We start from the raw sequence: 15774 nt of genomic DNA on the forward strand, positions 1-15774 counted from the left end.
TCCTCACAGGGCCAGACTGAGCAGGTACTTGCCGTAGGCGGAGCCGGACTGCGCGGAGCCGAGCCGGTGGCACTGGTCGATGTCGATGAACCCCATCCGCAGCGCCACCTCCTCCAGGCACGCGATGCGTACGCCCTGCCGGTCCTCCAGCGCCCGGATGTACAGGTCGGCCTGGAGGAAGCTCTCCGGGGTGCCTGTGTCCATCCACGCGAAGCCCCGGCCGAGGTCGACGAGGCGGGCCCGGCCCCGGTCCGCGTAGTGGCGGTTGACGTCGGTGATCTCCAACTCGTCGCGCGCGGAGGGCCGCAGGTTCTTCGCGATGTCGACGGCCTCGTGGTCGTAGACGTACAGGCCGGTCACCGCCCGGTTGGAACGCGGGTGGCGCGGCTTCTCCTCCAGGGAGACGACGCGTCCCTCGGCATCCGTCTCACAGACGCCGTAGCGCTCCGGGTCGGGCACGGGATAGCCGAACAGGACGCAGCCGTGGGGGTCGCGCGTCGCCTCCTGGAGGGTGCCGGAGAAGTGGTGGCCGTGAAAGATGTTGTCGCCGAGGATGAGCACCACCGGATCGCCCGCAATATGGCCGGCGCCGATGAGCAGCGCGTCGGCGATGCCCCGTGGCTCGGCCTGCTCGGCGTAGGACACACTGATTCCCAGATGTGATCCGTCCCCGAACAGCTCCTGAAAGCGCGGGATTTCCGCGGGGCGGCCGATGACGAGGATGTCCCGTACACCGGCAAGGAGCAGCACCGACATCGGGTAGTAGATCATCGGTTTGTTGCCGACCGGCAGCAACTGCTTGGAGACGGCCACCGTCGTGGGGTACAGCCGGCTGCCGGTTCCGCCGGCGAGAATGATTCCTTTCATTTCCGGATTCCCTTCGTTTCCGCTCATTTCCGCGCATGCCTCCCGGACGTCAGGATGCGCGCCACGGAATCCGGGCCCGGACTCGTCAGCGCGGATCGGGAGAGACGGGCGGCCGCGGCCGGGACAGCGGGGTCGTCGAGGAGCCGGAGCAGTTCCTGGCGCAGCCGTTCGGGGGTGAGCCGGTCCGGCGTGACGAGCGCCCCGGCGCCGAGATCGGCCAGGCGCTCGCCGAGCAGCCGGGGGTCCCACACGGCGTCCGGCACGATCAGTTGCGGGACGCCGTGCGCCACGGCGCTGTGCAGCGTGCCCGCTCCGCCGTGGTGCACCACGGCGGAGCAGCTCGGCAGCAGCGCGGTGAGCGGCACGAAATCCACCGCGCGGACGTTGGGCGGAAGCGCGCGGCGCGCCTCGTCGTCGGGCGGCAGGGTGGTCACGACCTCCACGTCGAGGTCGGCGACCGCCGCCAGCAGGTCGCCGACGGAAAGGCCGGCGGCGTCCCACATCTCCCGCAGCGACAGGCCCAGCGTCACACAGACCCGGGGCCGCCCCGACGGCGGCTCGCGCAGCCAGCGGGGCACCTGGGACGGGCCGTTGTAGGGCGTCTGCCGCATGGCGATCCGGGGCAGGCCGGCGGGCAGGCCCGCGTCCAGGGCGAGCGGCGGCGGCATCGGGTCGACCGTCCAGTCGCCCGTCGCGTCCGCCTCGGTGAACCCGCTGCCGTGCCGCCGCAGATGGACGTCGAGCCACTCCGCGAGCACGTCGTCCCGCGCCTCGGGCGGCAGGCCCCGGCGCTGCTCCTGGAAGCGGTGGCGCATCCGGACCAGCAGGTCGAGGCCGAACAGCAGCCGGGTGTGCGTGGCGTCGCAGGCACGGGCCGCGACCGGGCCCGCGTAGGTGAGTGCGTCCCACACCACGAGCCCCGGCCGCCAGGCGCGGGCCGCGTCGACGAGGTCGTCCATGAACGTCTCGTCGGTGACGTTCTGCAGGAACACGGTCGTGTACCAGGTGAGGATGCCGAGGGTGCGTTCGGCGTCCAGCGTCGCCGGATCCTCGGAGATGTCGAAGCCGAGCCCCGCGATCACGGACTCGCGCTCCATGAACGACCCCATGTGCAGGGGCCGGCCCACGGTGACGGGCTGGAGCCCGGCGCCGGCCACGGTGGCCGCGGCCTCGGGGTGCACGGCGAACCGCACGTCGTGTCCGGCGGACTGCATCGCCCAGGCCAGCGGCACCATATTCAGAATGTGCGAGGTAACGGGTATGGAGGTGAAGAGGACACGCACGTCATTCCGCCGCTCTGTCGCCCTGCCGTTCTTCCGTGGATTTCCGTATCGCCCGAGCGACGCTATCAACGGCTTCCTTGGGTGGCCGTCGAGGCTTCTTGAGAGGTCCTTGAGCAGTACTTGAGGAGGGAATTTGCAGCCTCAACGGAAAATCTGGCCCCGGCTGCTGCAATTGCCCTTCCCGCACGTATTTCGAGCGCCGCCGAAAGGAAATGCCATGGCCCAGGCCGCACTTCCCGCCCTCGACCCCCGGCGCCACGGCGACGCCGAACTCGCCCGGCACCTGCTGACCCTGCGCGGCGAGCAGTGGATCAGCGGAGAGCGGACCGGCGACCCCTACGCGCTGCTGCTGCGCGGCCGCGAACCCGCCTCCGTGTTCCCGCGGTTGTGGGAACTGCCCGACGTGCACCGCAGCACCACGGGCGCGTGGGTGACCGCCCGGCACGCGACGGCGTCGGCCGCGCTCACGGACCCCCGGCTGGGTCCGGGACCGGCGGGGCGGGCCCTCGTGGTCGTACCCGGCCTGTTCGACCGGGACGCGGCGGCGCCCGCGCCCCAGCCCGATCCGGCATGGGTCGCCCGCCGCTGCCGGGACCTGGTGGAGGCGGCGGGCGACGGCGAGACCGAGGTGATCTCCGCGCTCGCGCGTCCCCTCGCGCGGGACTGCGTGCGCGAACTGCTGTGCCTCACACCGCGGGAGGCGGGGTCCGCGCCCGAGGGGCTGGCCGACGCGCAGCTCTGCCCGCCCACGCTGCGCACCGCCCGGACGCTGGTGCACGCGACCGACGCACTGCGCGACCGGCTGACCGCCCCGGGAGAACTGGCGCTGTGGGCAGTCGGCGTCGACACGGCGGTACGGGTGATGGCACATGCCGTGGCGCTCCAACTCGGCGCGGGCGAACCCCGTTCGGGTCCGGCTGCCGCGAGCGAACCCGGGTCGGTCCCGGCTGCCGTGCGTGATCCCGGATCGGCCCCGGCCGCCGCGAGCGAACCCCGTCCGGATCCGGCCGCCGCGAGTGGACCACGTTCCGACCCCGCTGCCGCCGTGGACGAGGCCCTGCGGCTCGAACCTCCCGTCCGCTTGGAGAGCCGCGTCGCCCGCGCGCCGCTGACCCTGGGCGGTGCCGACATCCGGGCGGGCGAGGAGCTCGTGATCGCCGTGCAGGCGGCGGGGCGCGACCCGCGTGTCCACGTCGAGCCCGACGCCTTCCGGCCAGGGCGGCAGACGCGCAAGAACGCGCCGCGGCCGCCCTGGGGGCCGGCCGTCGACGCGTATGTTCCGATGGCCCGGCTGCTCGCCGTGACGCTCCTCGCCGAGCTGGACCGCGGCTTTCCGCGGACCCGCCTCGTGGAGCCGCTCGTACGCCGCTGCCGGGCCCCGGTGACCGGCGGACCGGTCAGGCTGCGCGCGGTGCTGTCCCGATGAACAGCCCGCGCGGCGCGTGTTCGTCGCGTACGTACTCGACCGTGCAGCCCGCCCGCCGGATGGCGTTCTCGTAGTCCTCCCGCTCGAACAGCCGCGCGCGGTGCACGTCGGAGAAGTGCGTGATGCCCTCCTCGGCGGAGGCCACCAGATAGTGGACCTCCATGTGGCTGCTGTCGCCGTCGCGCACGGTGTGCGAGATCCGCGCGTAGCTGCGGCCCTTCCACTGGAAGGAGTCGGTGGCCACATAGCCGTCCAGGAAGTCCTCGGGCAGCCACCACGGTTCGATCACGATGACGCCGCCGGGCGTGAGGTGGCGGGCGAAGCAGGCCAGCGTGGCGTCGAGTTCGCCGGTCCCGGCGGAGTACGCGACGACGTTGAACATGCTCACCACCGCGTCGAAGCGGCGGCCGAGCGCGAAGTCCCGCATGTCCCCCCGCGTGACGCGGACGCCGGTGCCGCGCTCCTCGTTCCTGCGCACCATGTCCGCGCTCAGGTCGAGTCCCTCGGCGTGCGCGAAGTGCCCGGCGAAGCACTGGAGATGGCTGCCGGCGCCGCAGCCGACGTCGAGCAGCGAGTCGGCCTTCGGCAGCCGCTCGCGCACCAGTGACGTCACGAGTGCCGCCTCGGCCGCGTAGTCCTTGCCGCGGCTCATGTAGATGGCCTCATAGATGTCGCCGTGGTCGTAGATGCTCGTGCCACTGTCCGTCGTCGTCATGCGTGGGGGCTCCTCAGCTCGGCCGTCAGGCGTTCCAGGACCGGCACCGCCTCGCTGGGTGCCGGGTGGGCGAGGGTCGCGCGGCGCATCGCGCCCGCGCCCTTCGCCCAGGCGGGCTCGGTCAGCAGCCTGGTCAGCGCCGCTCGCACCGCGTCCGGCGTCAGACCGGCGCGCGGGCCGGGGCCGCCCCGCGCGCCGGGCTCGGCGGCGCCCACGGTCAGCCCGGCGCCGAACGCCTCGACGGCCGCGGCCAGTTCGCGTTCGTCCCAGGTCTCCGAGGGCACGATGAGCTGCGGCACCCGCGCCCACACCGCGGCCATCAGCGTGCTCGCGCCGCCGTGGTGCAGGACCGCGGCGCAGGTGGGCAGCAGCGCGTTCATCGGTACGAAGTCGACCAGGCGGACGTTGTCCGGCACGGGCGTGCCCGGCGGGAGCTGCTCCGGGGTGAGCGTCGCGACCACCTCGGCGTCCAGGCCGTCGACGGCCGTGAGCAGATCGGGGACGCTGAGGCCGTAGTTGTCGTTGCCCCGCACGTCCCGCACCGACCGGCCCAGGGTGAGGCACACCCGGGGCAGATCGGGGGCCGCCCGCTTGCCGGTGAGCCAGTCGGGCAGCGCCTCCAGGTGCGTGAAGGGCAGTTGCCGCAGGGACAGGCAGGCGAGGCCCGGGGGAGCGGGGACGGCCTCCGGCAGCGGGTTGACGGTCCAGTCGCCGACCAGGACCGCCTCGTCGAACGCGGCGCCGTAGCGGTCGAGCCGGTCGGCGAGCAGCCCGGCGACAGCGTCCTCCTCGGCCTCCCCCTCCTGCTCGGCCACCGAACCGTTCCGGGCGAGGAACGCCCGCCGCATCCGCGTCACATGGTCGACGCCGACCAGGGAGCGGGCGCTCGCGGCCCCGGCGGCGCGGGCCGCGACGGAGCCGTGGAAGGCGACGTTGTCCCACACCACCAGGTCCGGCTCCCACGCCCTGGCCAGCGCCACCAGCTCGTCCATCGTGGGCTCGAGCAGGTCCACGGCGCAGTACGCGGCGATCGCGCCGAGCACCTGGTCGCGGATCTGCCCGTCGCGGTACGAGCCGTCGGTGTCGAGCCCCGCGAGCCGCTCCCACTCCGGGGCCTCGCCCTCGGGCATCGCCTCCTGCGAGTCGCCCAGGTCCACGTCCACGCCGAAGGGCACCGCCATCAGGCCGGTGCGCAGCACGCTGTCCACATGGTTGGGCGGCACCGCGAACCGCACCTCGTGCCCCGCGGTCTGGAGCGCCCACGCCAACGGCACCATCAAGGTGATGTGCGAGGGCGCGGCGAGCGGGACGAACAGGACGCGCATCGTCATCGGGGACTCCCGGGTGTCTTGGTGGGCCGCGGGCGGCGGAGGTAGCCCGAGGCGAAGAAGTACGCCAGGTACCGGTCCAGCAGGGCGTCGTCCACCGGCGGGCAGTCCAGGCCGCTGCCCGCCAGCGCGCGCTCCGCATTGGTCCGCGCGAGCCGGGGGAAGGTGCCGTCGAAGTACATCTCCTTCACGGACATGTCCGCTCCCCGGCTGCGGTCCACGCACAGGGCGACGAACGGCGCCGTGGGGCTCGCCGGGTGCTCCGCGACGTATCGCACCAGTTCCCGCACCCACTGCCGGTACGGCAGCGTCCGTATCTCGCAGCCCGCGGCCCGCATCCGGCGCAGCATGTCGTGGAAGGCCGCGGGGCGGGGGTTGGTGAGGTGGTAGACGTGCCGCCCGGGCGGGTCCGTGGTGGCGATGTGGGCGATGGCGGCGGCCGCGTGGTCGACGGGCACGAAGTCCAGCGGCAGCGGGATGTCCGGCGCGACCCCCGTCTCGGCGACGGTCTTGAACAACGAGCAGATCGCCGTTTCCACGTTGCACACGCCGCCGGCCTGCTCGCCCGTGATCTCGTACGGCCGGAAGACGGAGACCGGAAGGCCCCGTGCCCCGGCGTCGAGGACCAGCGCCTCGGCCGCCCACTTGCTCTCCGCGTAGCCGAGGGTGAGGTGGTCGCCGTGGTCGAGCGGTGTGTCCTCGGTGACGTGCCGCACGCCCGCGGTGCCGAACCCGGCGAGGGTCGCGACGGTGGAGATGAAGTGCACCGGCACCCGCCGGGGCGCCGCGAGCCGCAGTACCTCCCGGGTGCCGCCCACGTTCGCCGCCCGCAACTCGGCGTACGGATAAAGGAAGTTGACCTGGGCGCCCGAGTGCAGCACCAGATCGAGACAGGCGCGCAGCTCCGCCGTCTCGTGGTCGGTCAGGCCGAGGCGGGGCCGGGTGAGGTCGGCGGTCCTGCACACCACGCGCCCCGGATCCGCGACCTGTTCGAGGGGCGGAAGACCGTACTTGGCTCGGGCCGCCGCAACCCTGCGCCCGGCGTGCTCCGCGTCCCGCGCGCGTACCGGCAGATGGACGCGGGCCCGTGTCGTGCGCAGCAGCCGGTCCAGCAGGAAGGTGCCGAGGAAGCCGGTCGCGCCGGTCAGCAGCACATGCTCCGGGTCCTGCCAGCGCGGCTCGGGCCCGCGGCGCGGGGGGAGCGTGAAGCCCAGCCGGGCGTCCTTGATCAGCGTGGCCATGGAGGGCGAGCGGTGGCCGCCGTCCCCGTCGCGGGCCACGGCGACGGTGCGGGTCCAACCCGCCAGCGTGGGGTCCCGCAGCAGCCCGGCGACCAGCGCGCTGCCGAGGGAGGCGTCGAGGCCGAGGACGGTGAGCGTGCGGCTGACGGTCTCCGAGGCGAGCAGCGAGTCGCCGCCCAGGGCGAAGAAGTCGTCGCGGGGGCCCGGGTCGACGGCGAGCGTGGTGTGCCACACCTCGGCCAGCGTGTCCTGGAGGCCGGCGACCTCGGGCGCCTGCCCGGCCGCGGCGGCCTCGTCGCCGTGCCGGTCGGCGAGCGCGGCGAGACGTTTCTGGTCGACCTTGCCGTTGAGCTGCACCGGGAGCTGGTCGAGGCGCAGCAGCCTGGCGGGGACCGCCTGGTCGGGCAGCCACTGGCGCAGCGCGGCGAGGATGTCGGCCCCGTCGCGCTCGGCGCCGGGTGCGGGCGTGTAGAAGCCGATGAGGAAGGCGTCGCCCGACTCCCGTTCGGCGAGCAGCACGGCGGCCTCCGCGACGCCGCCCTGGGCGCGCAGCCGTGCCTCCACCTCGTCGATCTCGATGCGGTGGCCGCGCAGCTTGATCTGCCGGTCCTGGCGGCCCACGAACTCCAGCTCCCCGTCGGGCCGCACCCGCACCCGGTCACCGGTTCGGTAGAGCGTGCGCTCCGGCGCCCGCGGGTCGGTCACGAAGCGCTCCGCGGTGAGCCCGGGATCGCCGAGGTAGCCGAGCGCGAGACCGTCCCCGCCGACCAGCAGTTCGCCCTCGTCGCCGGGCCCGGCACCGGTTCCGTCCGAACGGCGCACCAGGCAGGCGGAGTTGGCGATCGGGCGGCCTATCGGCACCCGGTCGGCGCCTTCGGGGACCTCGCGCACGACGTACGCGGTGGAGACGACCGAGTTCTCCGTGGGGCCGTAGAAGTTGACCAGCGTGGTGTCCGGGCAGGCGGTGAGCACCGCGCGGGCCAGGTCCGGGGACATCGCCTCGCCCCCGGCCGAGACGTGCCGGAGGCCGGACAGCGCCTCGGGGCGGCTGCGCGCGACGAGGTGGAAGACGCTCGTGGTCAGGTAGGCCACGGTCACCGACTCCGCGCGCAGGAGCTTCTCCAGAGCGGGCGGCGAGAGCAGGTCCGGCTGGTCGACGAGCACCAGGCAGGCGCCGTTGACCAGGGCCGCCCAGATCTCGATGGTCGAGGCGTCCGACGAGAGCCCGCAGGAGTGCAGCACGCGGTCCCCGGGCCCCGGACCGGACAGCGCGGGCTCGGACGTCACCAGCCGGACCACCCCCCGGTGCGGGACGACCACGGGCTTGGGCCGCCCGGTCGAGCCGGAGGTGAACATGACGTAGGCGGGCCCGGCGGCGTCCGGAAGCACGGGTTCCATGGCCGGCAGCGAGGACCCCGCGTGCGGGAGCGGGGACTCCGTGTCCGGGAGCGGGGACTCCGTGTCCGGGAGCGGGGACCCCGCGTCCGGCAGCGGGGACCCCGCGTCCGGCAGCGCCGGGCCCGCGCCCCGCGCCGCCGACACCCCGAGCAGCGTCCAGCTTCCGCGCGGCAGCCTTCGTACGGTGTCCAGCGCCACGATCACGCGCAGTCCCGTGTCCTCGGCCATCGCGCGCAGCCGCTCGGGCGGCAGCCCGTCGTCGAGCGGGACGTAGGCGGCGCCGGACTTGAGCACGCCGAGCAGCGCCACCAGCGCGTCCACCGAGCGGCTGCCGCACACTCCCACGAAGTCGCCCGGCCCTGCCCCGGACTCCCGCAGTCGGACGGCCAGCAGGTCGGACCTGGCCCGGAGTTCGCCGTAGGTGAGCAGCGCCTGGCCGTGCACGGCCGCGGGGGCGTCGGGACGGGAGGCGGCCTGTTCGTCGAAGAGCTGGTCCAGGGTGCTGCCGCTGGGATAGGAGCGCGCGGCGCCGGACCACAGCACGGGTCGGGTGGCGTTCATGGGCGGATCACCTTCCGGAGAGGACGCGGGCGTCTCGGCGGGTCAGAAGATCGTCACGTCGGGCACATAGGTGATCCACCGTCCGCCCGACGCACGGAACGCGGTCTCCTTGGCCGTGATCTCTTCGGCGTGGTTCCAGGCGAACAGCAGCGCGTAGTCGGGGTACGCGGGCGAGCCGAACGCCTCGTGCGGGCGCACCGGGATGTGCGAGCCGGGCGTCAGCCGCCCCTGTTTCTCCGGCGTGGTGTCACAGACGAACTCCACGAGGTCCGGGCCTATGCCGCAGTAGTTGGCGACCGTCGCGCTCTTCGCGGTGGCGCCGTAGGCGACGACCCGCTTGCCCTCGTCCCGCAGTCGCGTCAGCAGCTCCCGCAGGTCGGTGCGGACCGCGCGCACCTGCTCGGCGAAGGCGCGGAGCCGGTCCGGCTCGCCGACCCGCTCCCGGTGCTCCTCGTCCAGGAGCCCGGCCACGGAGGCGTCCGGCGTGCGCTCGCCGGCCCGGGCGAGGAAGTAGCGCACCTCGCCGCCGTGCACCGGCAGCCGCTCCACCCGCACGAGCCGGAAGCCGAACCGGTGGGCCATGGCCTGCACCGAGGTGGCCGTGAAGAAGTAGAAGTGCTCGTCGTAGATCTGGTCGAAGGAGACGCGGCGGAGGATGTCCCCGAGGTAGGGGTCCTCGAAGACGAACACCCCGCCGGGCGCCAGCAGGGTGTCGACGCCGCGCAGCACGGAGTCGAGGTACGGAATGTGGCAGATGGTGTTCGCGGCGTACACGAGCCGGGCCGCGCCCTCCGCCTTCCGGATGCGTACGGCGCTCTCCTCCTCGAAGAACTCGCCGAGGATCCGTACGCCTTCGGCGCGTGCCTCATCGGCGACCCCGAACGACGGGTCGACGCCCATGCACCGCACTCCGGCCTCGTGCACGGTGCGCAGCAGCACCCCGTCGTTGCAGCCGATCTCCACGACGAAGGGATCCTCGCCCCGGCACTCCTCGGCCAGCAGGCGGCGCGCCGTCGCGGCGAAGTGCTCCCGCATGACCCGGGAGCCGGAGGACCGGTAGGGGTAGTTCTCGTGGAACATCCGCTCCCGCGGGACCTCTTCGACGAGCTGGGTCATGGCGCAGCCCTCGCACACGCCCACGGCGAGGCGGAAGAAGAACTCGGGCCGGCTCTCGCCGGGCGTGCGGAAGGCGTCGGAGAGGGGTTGCTGCCCGAAGTCCAGGAACTCGGTGACGTTGTCGCTGCAGATACGGCAAGTGACCATGCGGAGGACCGTAGGAGCCGACTTCACAGGATGGCTCGAAGGCTCATGAGGAACCCTTGAGCCCGCCTGGAGACGGATCCGCCCCCGCTCGGAAAAGCGGTTGAAGGCCGCCGGATCAGTTCCTAGGGTGAGTGTCACTTCGGAGAGGAGGTGGTTCGGCAGATGTACGGAAACCGGACGGAAGAGGTGACTGCGGGCTAGCGGCCCGCCACCACACCCAGTGCGGTGCCGGACCAGCACGCGAGAGCTGCGTGCAGCCGGCCGAAATCCAGGCAGTCACCCGACCCGCGAGCCGCCGGTACGTCCGGCCGGCTTCCCCCGTCTCACCCACGGGGGAACCACGGCTCGCGGGTCGTTCCGTATGCGTACGCGCGGGTCGTTCCGTAGGCGCACGGCATGCGCACGGCGGGCTCAGCCCCTGCTCACCGCCGCCAGGATCTCCGGCAGCCGCCCGGCCACCCGGGGCGCCGCGAGCCGCAGCCCCGCGAGCGCGACGGCGGCACCGTAGACCGTGCCCAGCGGGAGCAGCAGCCAGGTCGAGGCCGTGTGGTCCGCCGTGTGCAGCCAGATGGTGAAGGCCAGGACGGGGGCGCAGAGGACGGCGGCGGTGAGCATGCCGCCGACGATGGAGATCCAGGCGAGCCCCGCCTGGCCGGGGGCGACGTTCTTGTAGCCCTGCTGCGGGATGGAGTAGGGGAAGCGGGCCGACGACCAGGCGCCGGTGGCCAGCATGGCGCCGAGCAGCGCGAAGGACAGGCCCAGCGCCTCCGGCAGGGCGCGCCACTCGCCGAGGATCGCCGTGGTCAGGACGGTGACGAGGGCCGCGTACGGAAGTGTGATCGCGAAGAGGGCGAGGGCCCGGGCGCGCAGCTCGTCGTACGCGTCGCGCGTCGAGGAGATCGTCATCGCGACCATCCAGAACGCCGAGGTGTCCTGCCCGAACTGGTTGTACATCTGGATGCCGAGCATCCCGGCCGCGAAGCACGCGAAGTAGACGGAGCCGGTGCCCTGCAGCGCGTTGAACAGGGGCACGATCAGGCCGATGGCCAGGGACGTCACCCAGGCCGCCTTGGTCTTCGGGTCGCGCCACACGTAGCGGAGGGTGCGCTCCATGACGGGCCCGGTGCGGCCGGCGGGGAGGCGGGCGGAGAGGCCCGTCGTGCGGTTCTTGGTGCGTGTGGGTTCCGCCGCCGCGAGCGTCGAGCCGTCCGGCGAGGTCATCAGCCGGGTCAGGCTGCGCCGCCACACCCACAGGAGCAGGAAGAGGGCCGCGACGGACAGGGTCAGTTGGGCCGCCGCCGTGACGTACCGCGCGTCGCCGGTGGCGTGCACCGCCGACAGCGCCGACGACGGCGGGATCCAGCCGAGCACGTCCGCCGCCGGATCCAGCTCGCCGAGCCCCGCCTCCGACGAACCGATCCGCTGCGCCCCGAAGTTCACCACCTGCGCCCCGACCGCGATGACGAGCCCGCTCAGTACGGCGAGGTCGCGCCCCTTGCGGCTGGTCAGCAGGCGGATGTTGGCGGCCGCGACGGCCCGCGCGAGCGCCACGCAGACCAGCAGCGTCAGCGGCACGGCGACGACACCCACGGCGACCGCCGCCCCGCCCCGCGCCACCGCGATCACCGTGCCGAGCGCCAGACAGAGCGTGAACAGCGGCCCGATGCCCACCAGCGAGGAGACGAGCAGGGCGCGTACGAGAGGACGCGGGCGCAGCGGCAGCATCACCAGCCGCGTGGGGTCCAGGGTCTCGTCGCCGCTCGGGAAGAACAGCGGCATCACGGCCCAGCCGAGCGCGAGCACCGCGAGGAGGATGACCGACACGGTCGCCGCGTGCTCGTTGCCGCGCAGCAGGATCAGGCCGAGGAGCTGGAGCGCGGCGAACAGCAGCGCGATGACGGCGGACGCCACGTACGCGGCGCGGCGGCCCGAGGACTGCCGCAGGCCGTTGCGGAGCAGGGACAGTTTCAGGCGTACGAAGACGGGGGTGAGGCCCGTGCCCGGGGCGGGCCCCGGCCTCGGGGAGGCTGTGGCCTGTGTCGTCATCGGGCGCCGCCGCCCAGCCAGTCGAGGTCCGACCCGGCGTCGCGCCCGTTCGCGCCGACGAGTTCGAGGAACGCCTCCTGGAGTGTGGCCGCCTCGCCGCGCACCTCGGCCAGCGGGCCCTGCGCGCGGATGCGGCCCGCCGCGATGACGGCGACCCAGTCGCACAGGGACTCCACGAGCTCCATCACGTGGCTGGAGAAGACGACGGTCGCGCCGGAGGCCGTGTAGCGCTCCAGGACGCCGCGGATCGTCTGCGCGGAGACGGGGTCGACGCCCTCGAACGGCTCGTCGAGGAAGAGGACTTCGGGGTTGTGGAGCAGTGCCGCCGCGAGTCCGATCTTCTTGCGCATGCCCGTCGAGTAGTCGACGACGAGTTTGTGCTGGGCGCCCGCGAGGTCGAGGACGTCCAGGAGCTGGGTGGCGCGCTTGTCGACCTCCTCGCCGGGCAGGCCGCGCAGTCTGCCCGTGTACGCGAGGAGTTCGCGCCCGGAGAGGCGGTCGAAGAGGCGCAGGCCTTCGGGGAGTACGCCGATGCGGGCCTTGACCTCGGCGGGGTCCCGCCAGACGTCGCGGCCGACGACTTCCACGGTGCCCTGGTCGGGGCGGAGCAGGCCGGTGACCATGGAGAGGGTGGTGGTCTTGCCCGCGCCGTTCGGGCCGACGAGTCCGATGAATTTCCCTGCCGGGAGGGTGAGGTCGATGCCCGCCACGGCAAGTTGCTGGCCGAAGGCCTTCCACAGGTTCGTTACGCGTACCGCTGGCTGGGTCACCGCTGCCCCTCTGGTTGCCGTCGCCCGTGGGGTGCACGATACGTCGGGCTCGTGGCCCTTGGACGGACGGTCCCGTCGGCCTGGGCTGTGCCCGCCCGTGCCGCCCCCTGGGCGGCCCAGCCGCCCACAGGGGGGAGGAGCGGGGGTGGGCGCCGCCCACAGGGGGGAGCGGGTGATTGCCTGCGGTGGGGAGGGGCGGCGGGGGCGGAAATATAGCCCCTCCGGCGTTTGAGGAGCGGGGTCTGGGGCGGAGCCCCAGAAGAGGGCGGGTGCGTGTGGGCGCCCCGCGGAGGCGGACGAGTAGCCGCCCGCCGCGGGTGCGGCGGGCGGCAGTGGAAGGGCGGGTGGGTGGGGGAACTAGCGTCGGCGGGAGTCCCTGCCGCAGGCGTAGGACAAGGGGGAGATGATTTCTTCCGCGTCGGGGAGCCAGCGGTTGGCGGGGGTGGGGCGGCAGGCCCACTGGACGGCGCCGGAGGCGCCGAAACGGGTGGGGGGCGCGGCGACGTACGCACCCTCACCGAAGGTGACGAGGTCGAGGGCGGCGGGCGGCCAGCCCAACTTGCGCACGAGGTCCGGGACTTTCGCGGCGGCACCGGGCAGCACGAAGAACTGCATGCGCCGGTCCGGCGTACACGTCACGGGACCGAGCGTCAGCTCCATCCGCTCCATGCGGGCGAGGGCGAGGAAGCCGGCCGTCTCGGGCACGTCGATCGCGTCGAACGTGCGCCCCGTCGGCAGCAGGATCGAGGCTTTCGACTGCTTGGCCCACATGCGTCGGGCGACTGTCGCGCTGCCCGTGGCCTGCGTGGGCCAGTCGTCGCGCACGGGGTGGGCGCCGGGCGCGGGGCACGCGACCTCGCCGCACGAGCAGCGCCACGTGCCCTCGACGGACTCGAGCCAGGCGCCGGGGAAGACATCCCAGTGGCGTTCCTCCGCGTACCGTACGGCCGTGTCCTGCAGGGCCTCTCCGCGCTGCTTCGGGATCTGCGCGGCTGACGTGACTCCGATGGTCTCTTCCACGCAGGGCTCAACTGCCCCCGTCATGTGGGGTTACGGGGTGTCACGTGCGCGGGGGAGGAGCATCGATCCTGCTGCGGGGCGCATGGGTGCACAGCCGGGGGCGCGCATGCGCAAGGGAGGCCGGGCGCGGGTAACCACGTCAGGGGCAGTCGGAGTTCACCCAGGTTCACCCGGCTCGCCGACTTGTGCTGCGCTCTGTTGTGTTCTACGCGATTCCACATCGTTCTGTCGCGCTCTGCCGCGTTCTGCTGTATCGCGCTGCGAAACGCCACGAAAGAGTGTGAAACGCGAAGTTCCCGCAGGTTGCAGCTCATTTGTGGTGCTAGTGGTGCATCTTCCGGTTGTTCCCAGGGCATTGATCATCTGGGCGATGCGGGCAAACCGGCCCGGACCGTTCCTCATTCGACATCCACATCCGAAGTTCCAGATGGTCCACGGTGCACACAGGGGGTACGCCATGGCCGCCAGGCCTCTCGTCGCGCGGCAGCCCAACGAACGGCTGCAGGCGCTCATTCAGGAAGCCGGCTGTTCCAACGCCGGCCTGGCCCGTCGCGTGAACATGTGCGGCGCGGAGCACGGTCTCGATCTTCGTTACGACAAGACGTCGGTGGCTCGCTGGCTGCGCGGCCAGCAGCCGCGCGGGCGCGCGCCGGGCATCATCGCCGAGGCGCTCGGCCGCAAGCTGGGGCGCACGGTCACGATCGACGAGATCGGCATGGCGAACGGCAAGAACCTCGCCTCCGGCGTGGGGCTGCAGTTCTCGCCCACCGTTCTCGGCGCGATCGAGCAGGTCTGCGAGCTGTGGCGCAGCGACGTGGGGCGGCGGGACTTCCTGTCCGGCTCGTCCGTCGCCGCGTCCGCGCTCGTGGAGCCGAGCCGCGACTGGCTCATCTCCTCGCCGGACGCACAGGTCGGCCGGACGGCCGGGCCGCGCGTCGGGCTCTCGGACGTGGCCGCCGTCAAGGCGATGACGGAGGCCCTGACGCAACTGGACCACCAGTACGGCAGCGGGCACGTGCGCCCCGTCGTCGTGCACTACCTCAACTCGGTCGTCTCCGGGCTGCTCGCGGGTTCGTACCGCGAGGCGGTGGGCCGTGAACTGTTCGCGGCCGTCGCCCGGTTGACGGAACTCGCCGGGTACATGGCCGTCGACACCGGCCAGCCGGGCCTCGCCCAGCGCTACTACATCCAGGCGCTGCGCCTCGCCCAGGCGGCGGGCGACCGGGGGTACGGAGGGTACGTACTCGCGGCGTCGATGAGTCACCTGGCCGCGCAGCTCGGCAACCCCCGCGAGATCGCGCAGCTCGCGCGGGCGGCGCAGGAGGGGGCGCGCGGGCGGGTCACACCGCGCGCGGAGTGCATGTTCTACGCCGCGGAGGCGCGGGGGCACGCGCTGCTCGGCGACGCCCGGTCCACGCAGGTGGTCGCGGGCCGCGCGGTCGAGGCGATGGAACGCGCCACGGGCGAGGAGGACTCGGGCGACGACCCGGTGTGGATCCGCCATTTCGACCAGGCATATCTGGCCGACGAACTCGCGCACTGCCACCGCGACTTGGGACAGGCCGACGCGGCCGCCCGGCGCGCGGAGGAGTCCCTGGCCGGGCATCCGCCGACGCGGGCGCGGCGGCGCGCCATCGGTCTGGTGCTGCTCGCCACCGCCCAGGTCCAGCGCCGCGAGGTCGAGCAGGCCTGCCACACCGGCCTGAAGGCCGTCGAACTCCTCGGCACCCTGCGGTCCAACCGCGGCGCGGAGTACCTCGACGACTTCCAGCAGCGGCTCGAACCGTTCCGGGAGGAGCCGGTGGTGCGGGAGTTCGGGGCGCGCCTCGACCTCCAGGCCGCGTGAACCTCGCGCG

11 protein-coding genes are annotated in these 15774 nt (G+C 73.1%); 2 read left to right on the forward strand and 9 right to left on the reverse strand.

Annotated features, from left to right (window positions below; all coding sequences use genetic code 11):
* Window positions 1-3: 3 nt before the first annotated feature.
* Both rfbA and AC0KTA_RS21110 read right to left on the reverse strand, forming a co-directional pair.
* A complete protein-coding gene (gene rfbA, locus AC0KTA_RS21105; RefSeq protein ID WP_481049770.1) occupies window positions 4-867 on the reverse strand; it encodes a glucose-1-phosphate thymidylyltransferase RfbA in 864 nt (287 codons plus the stop codon).
* A 23-nt stretch (window positions 868-890) separates the two neighbouring features.
* Window positions 891-2150 carry an activator-dependent family glycosyltransferase gene (locus tag AC0KTA_RS21110; protein ID WP_481049771.1) on the reverse strand — a complete coding sequence of 420 codons (1260 nt, stop codon included), beginning with the start codon at window positions 2148-2150 and terminating at the stop codon, window positions 891-893.
* Window positions 2151-2367: 217 nt separating this feature from the next.
* Between AC0KTA_RS21110 and AC0KTA_RS21115 the strand changes: the two genes are divergently transcribed.
* Window positions 2368-3576: a cytochrome P450 gene (locus AC0KTA_RS21115; RefSeq protein ID WP_481049772.1), complete on the forward strand. Its 1209-nt coding sequence runs from the start codon at window positions 2368-2370 to the stop codon at window positions 3574-3576.
* Here the strand turns inward: AC0KTA_RS21115 and AC0KTA_RS21120 are convergent.
* From AC0KTA_RS21120 to AC0KTA_RS21150, 7 genes are all read right to left on the reverse strand, one after another.
* Window positions 3548-4291, reverse strand: a complete 744-nt coding sequence (locus tag AC0KTA_RS21120; protein ID WP_481049773.1) for a class I SAM-dependent DNA methyltransferase — start codon at window positions 4289-4291, stop codon at window positions 3548-3550. The two genes, AC0KTA_RS21115 and AC0KTA_RS21120, sit on opposite strands and share 29 nt — an antisense overlap.
* Window positions 4288-5622 carry a nucleotide disphospho-sugar-binding domain-containing protein gene (locus AC0KTA_RS21125; RefSeq protein ID WP_481049774.1) on the reverse strand — a complete coding sequence of 445 codons (1335 nt, stop codon included), beginning with the start codon at window positions 5620-5622 and terminating at the stop codon, window positions 4288-4290. The genes AC0KTA_RS21120 and AC0KTA_RS21125 overlap by 4 nt, the downstream gene beginning before the upstream one ends.
* Complete coding sequence (locus tag AC0KTA_RS21130) at window positions 5619-8819, reverse strand: amino acid adenylation domain-containing protein (RefSeq protein ID WP_481049775.1); 3201 nt, start codon at window positions 8817-8819, stop codon at window positions 5619-5621. The genes AC0KTA_RS21125 and AC0KTA_RS21130 overlap by 4 nt, the downstream gene beginning before the upstream one ends.
* Window positions 8820-8861: 42 nt before the next feature.
* On the reverse strand, window positions 8862-10082 hold the full coding sequence (locus tag AC0KTA_RS21135) for a methyltransferase domain-containing protein (RefSeq protein WP_481049776.1): 1221 nt from the start codon (window positions 10080-10082) through the stop codon (window positions 8862-8864).
* Window positions 10083-10493: 411 nt separating this feature from the next.
* The gene (locus tag AC0KTA_RS21140) at window positions 10494-12128 is read right to left on the reverse strand and encodes a transporter (RefSeq protein WP_481049777.1); all 1635 of its coding nucleotides are present in this window, start codon (window positions 12126-12128) and stop codon (window positions 10494-10496) included.
* Window positions 12125-12898 carry an ABC transporter ATP-binding protein gene (locus tag AC0KTA_RS21145; protein ID WP_481049778.1) on the reverse strand — a complete coding sequence of 258 codons (774 nt, stop codon included), beginning with the start codon at window positions 12896-12898 and terminating at the stop codon, window positions 12125-12127. The genes AC0KTA_RS21140 and AC0KTA_RS21145 overlap by 4 nt, the downstream gene beginning before the upstream one ends.
* Before the next feature lie 357 nt (window positions 12899-13255).
* On the reverse strand, window positions 13256-13942 hold the full coding sequence (locus tag AC0KTA_RS21150) for a bifunctional DNA primase/polymerase (RefSeq protein WP_481049779.1): 687 nt from the start codon (window positions 13940-13942) through the stop codon (window positions 13256-13258).
* Between the two features lie 433 nt (window positions 13943-14375).
* Here AC0KTA_RS21150 and AC0KTA_RS21155 point away from each other — a divergent pair, with 433 nt between their 5' ends.
* Window positions 14376-15764, forward strand: coding sequence for an NsdA family TPR-like regulatory protein (locus AC0KTA_RS21155; RefSeq protein ID WP_189735320.1), 1389 nt, complete (start codon window positions 14376-14378; stop codon window positions 15762-15764).
* The last annotated feature ends 10 nt before the right edge of the window (window positions 15765-15774 follow it).

It is taken from the genome of Streptomyces sp. Y309 (genome assembly GCF_056712025.1).

What these genes read in the sequence shown, in the direction of transcription:
- AC0KTA_RS21150 (WP_481049779.1), bottom strand. Translation starts at nt 13,942, where the DNA reads ATGACGGGGGCAGTTGAGCCCTGCGTGGAAGAGACCATCGGAGTCACG.
- AC0KTA_RS21140 (WP_481049777.1), bottom strand. Translation starts at nt 12,128, where the DNA reads ATGACGACACAGGCCACAGCCTCCCCGAGGCCGGGGCCCGCCCCGGGC.
- AC0KTA_RS21155 (WP_189735320.1), top strand. Translation starts at nt 14,376, where the DNA reads ATGGCCGCCAGGCCTCTCGTCGCGCGGCAGCCCAACGAACGGCTGCAG.
- AC0KTA_RS21120 (WP_481049773.1), bottom strand. Translation starts at nt 4,291, where the DNA reads ATGACGACGACGGACAGTGGCACGAGCATCTACGACCACGGCGACATC.
- AC0KTA_RS21135 (WP_481049776.1), bottom strand. Translation starts at nt 10,082, where the DNA reads ATGGTCACTTGCCGTATCTGCAGCGACAACGTCACCGAGTTCCTGGAC.
- AC0KTA_RS21115 (WP_481049772.1), top strand. Translation starts at nt 2,368, where the DNA reads ATGGCCCAGGCCGCACTTCCCGCCCTCGACCCCCGGCGCCACGGCGAC.
- AC0KTA_RS21130 (WP_481049775.1), bottom strand. Translation starts at nt 8,819, where the DNA reads ATGAACGCCACCCGACCCGTGCTGTGGTCCGGCGCCGCGCGCTCCTAT.
- rfbA (WP_481049770.1), bottom strand. Translation starts at nt 867, where the DNA reads ATGAAAGGAATCATTCTCGCCGGCGGAACCGGCAGCCGGCTGTACCCC.
- AC0KTA_RS21125 (WP_481049774.1), bottom strand. Translation starts at nt 5,622, where the DNA reads ATGACGATGCGCGTCCTGTTCGTCCCGCTCGCCGCGCCCTCGCACATC.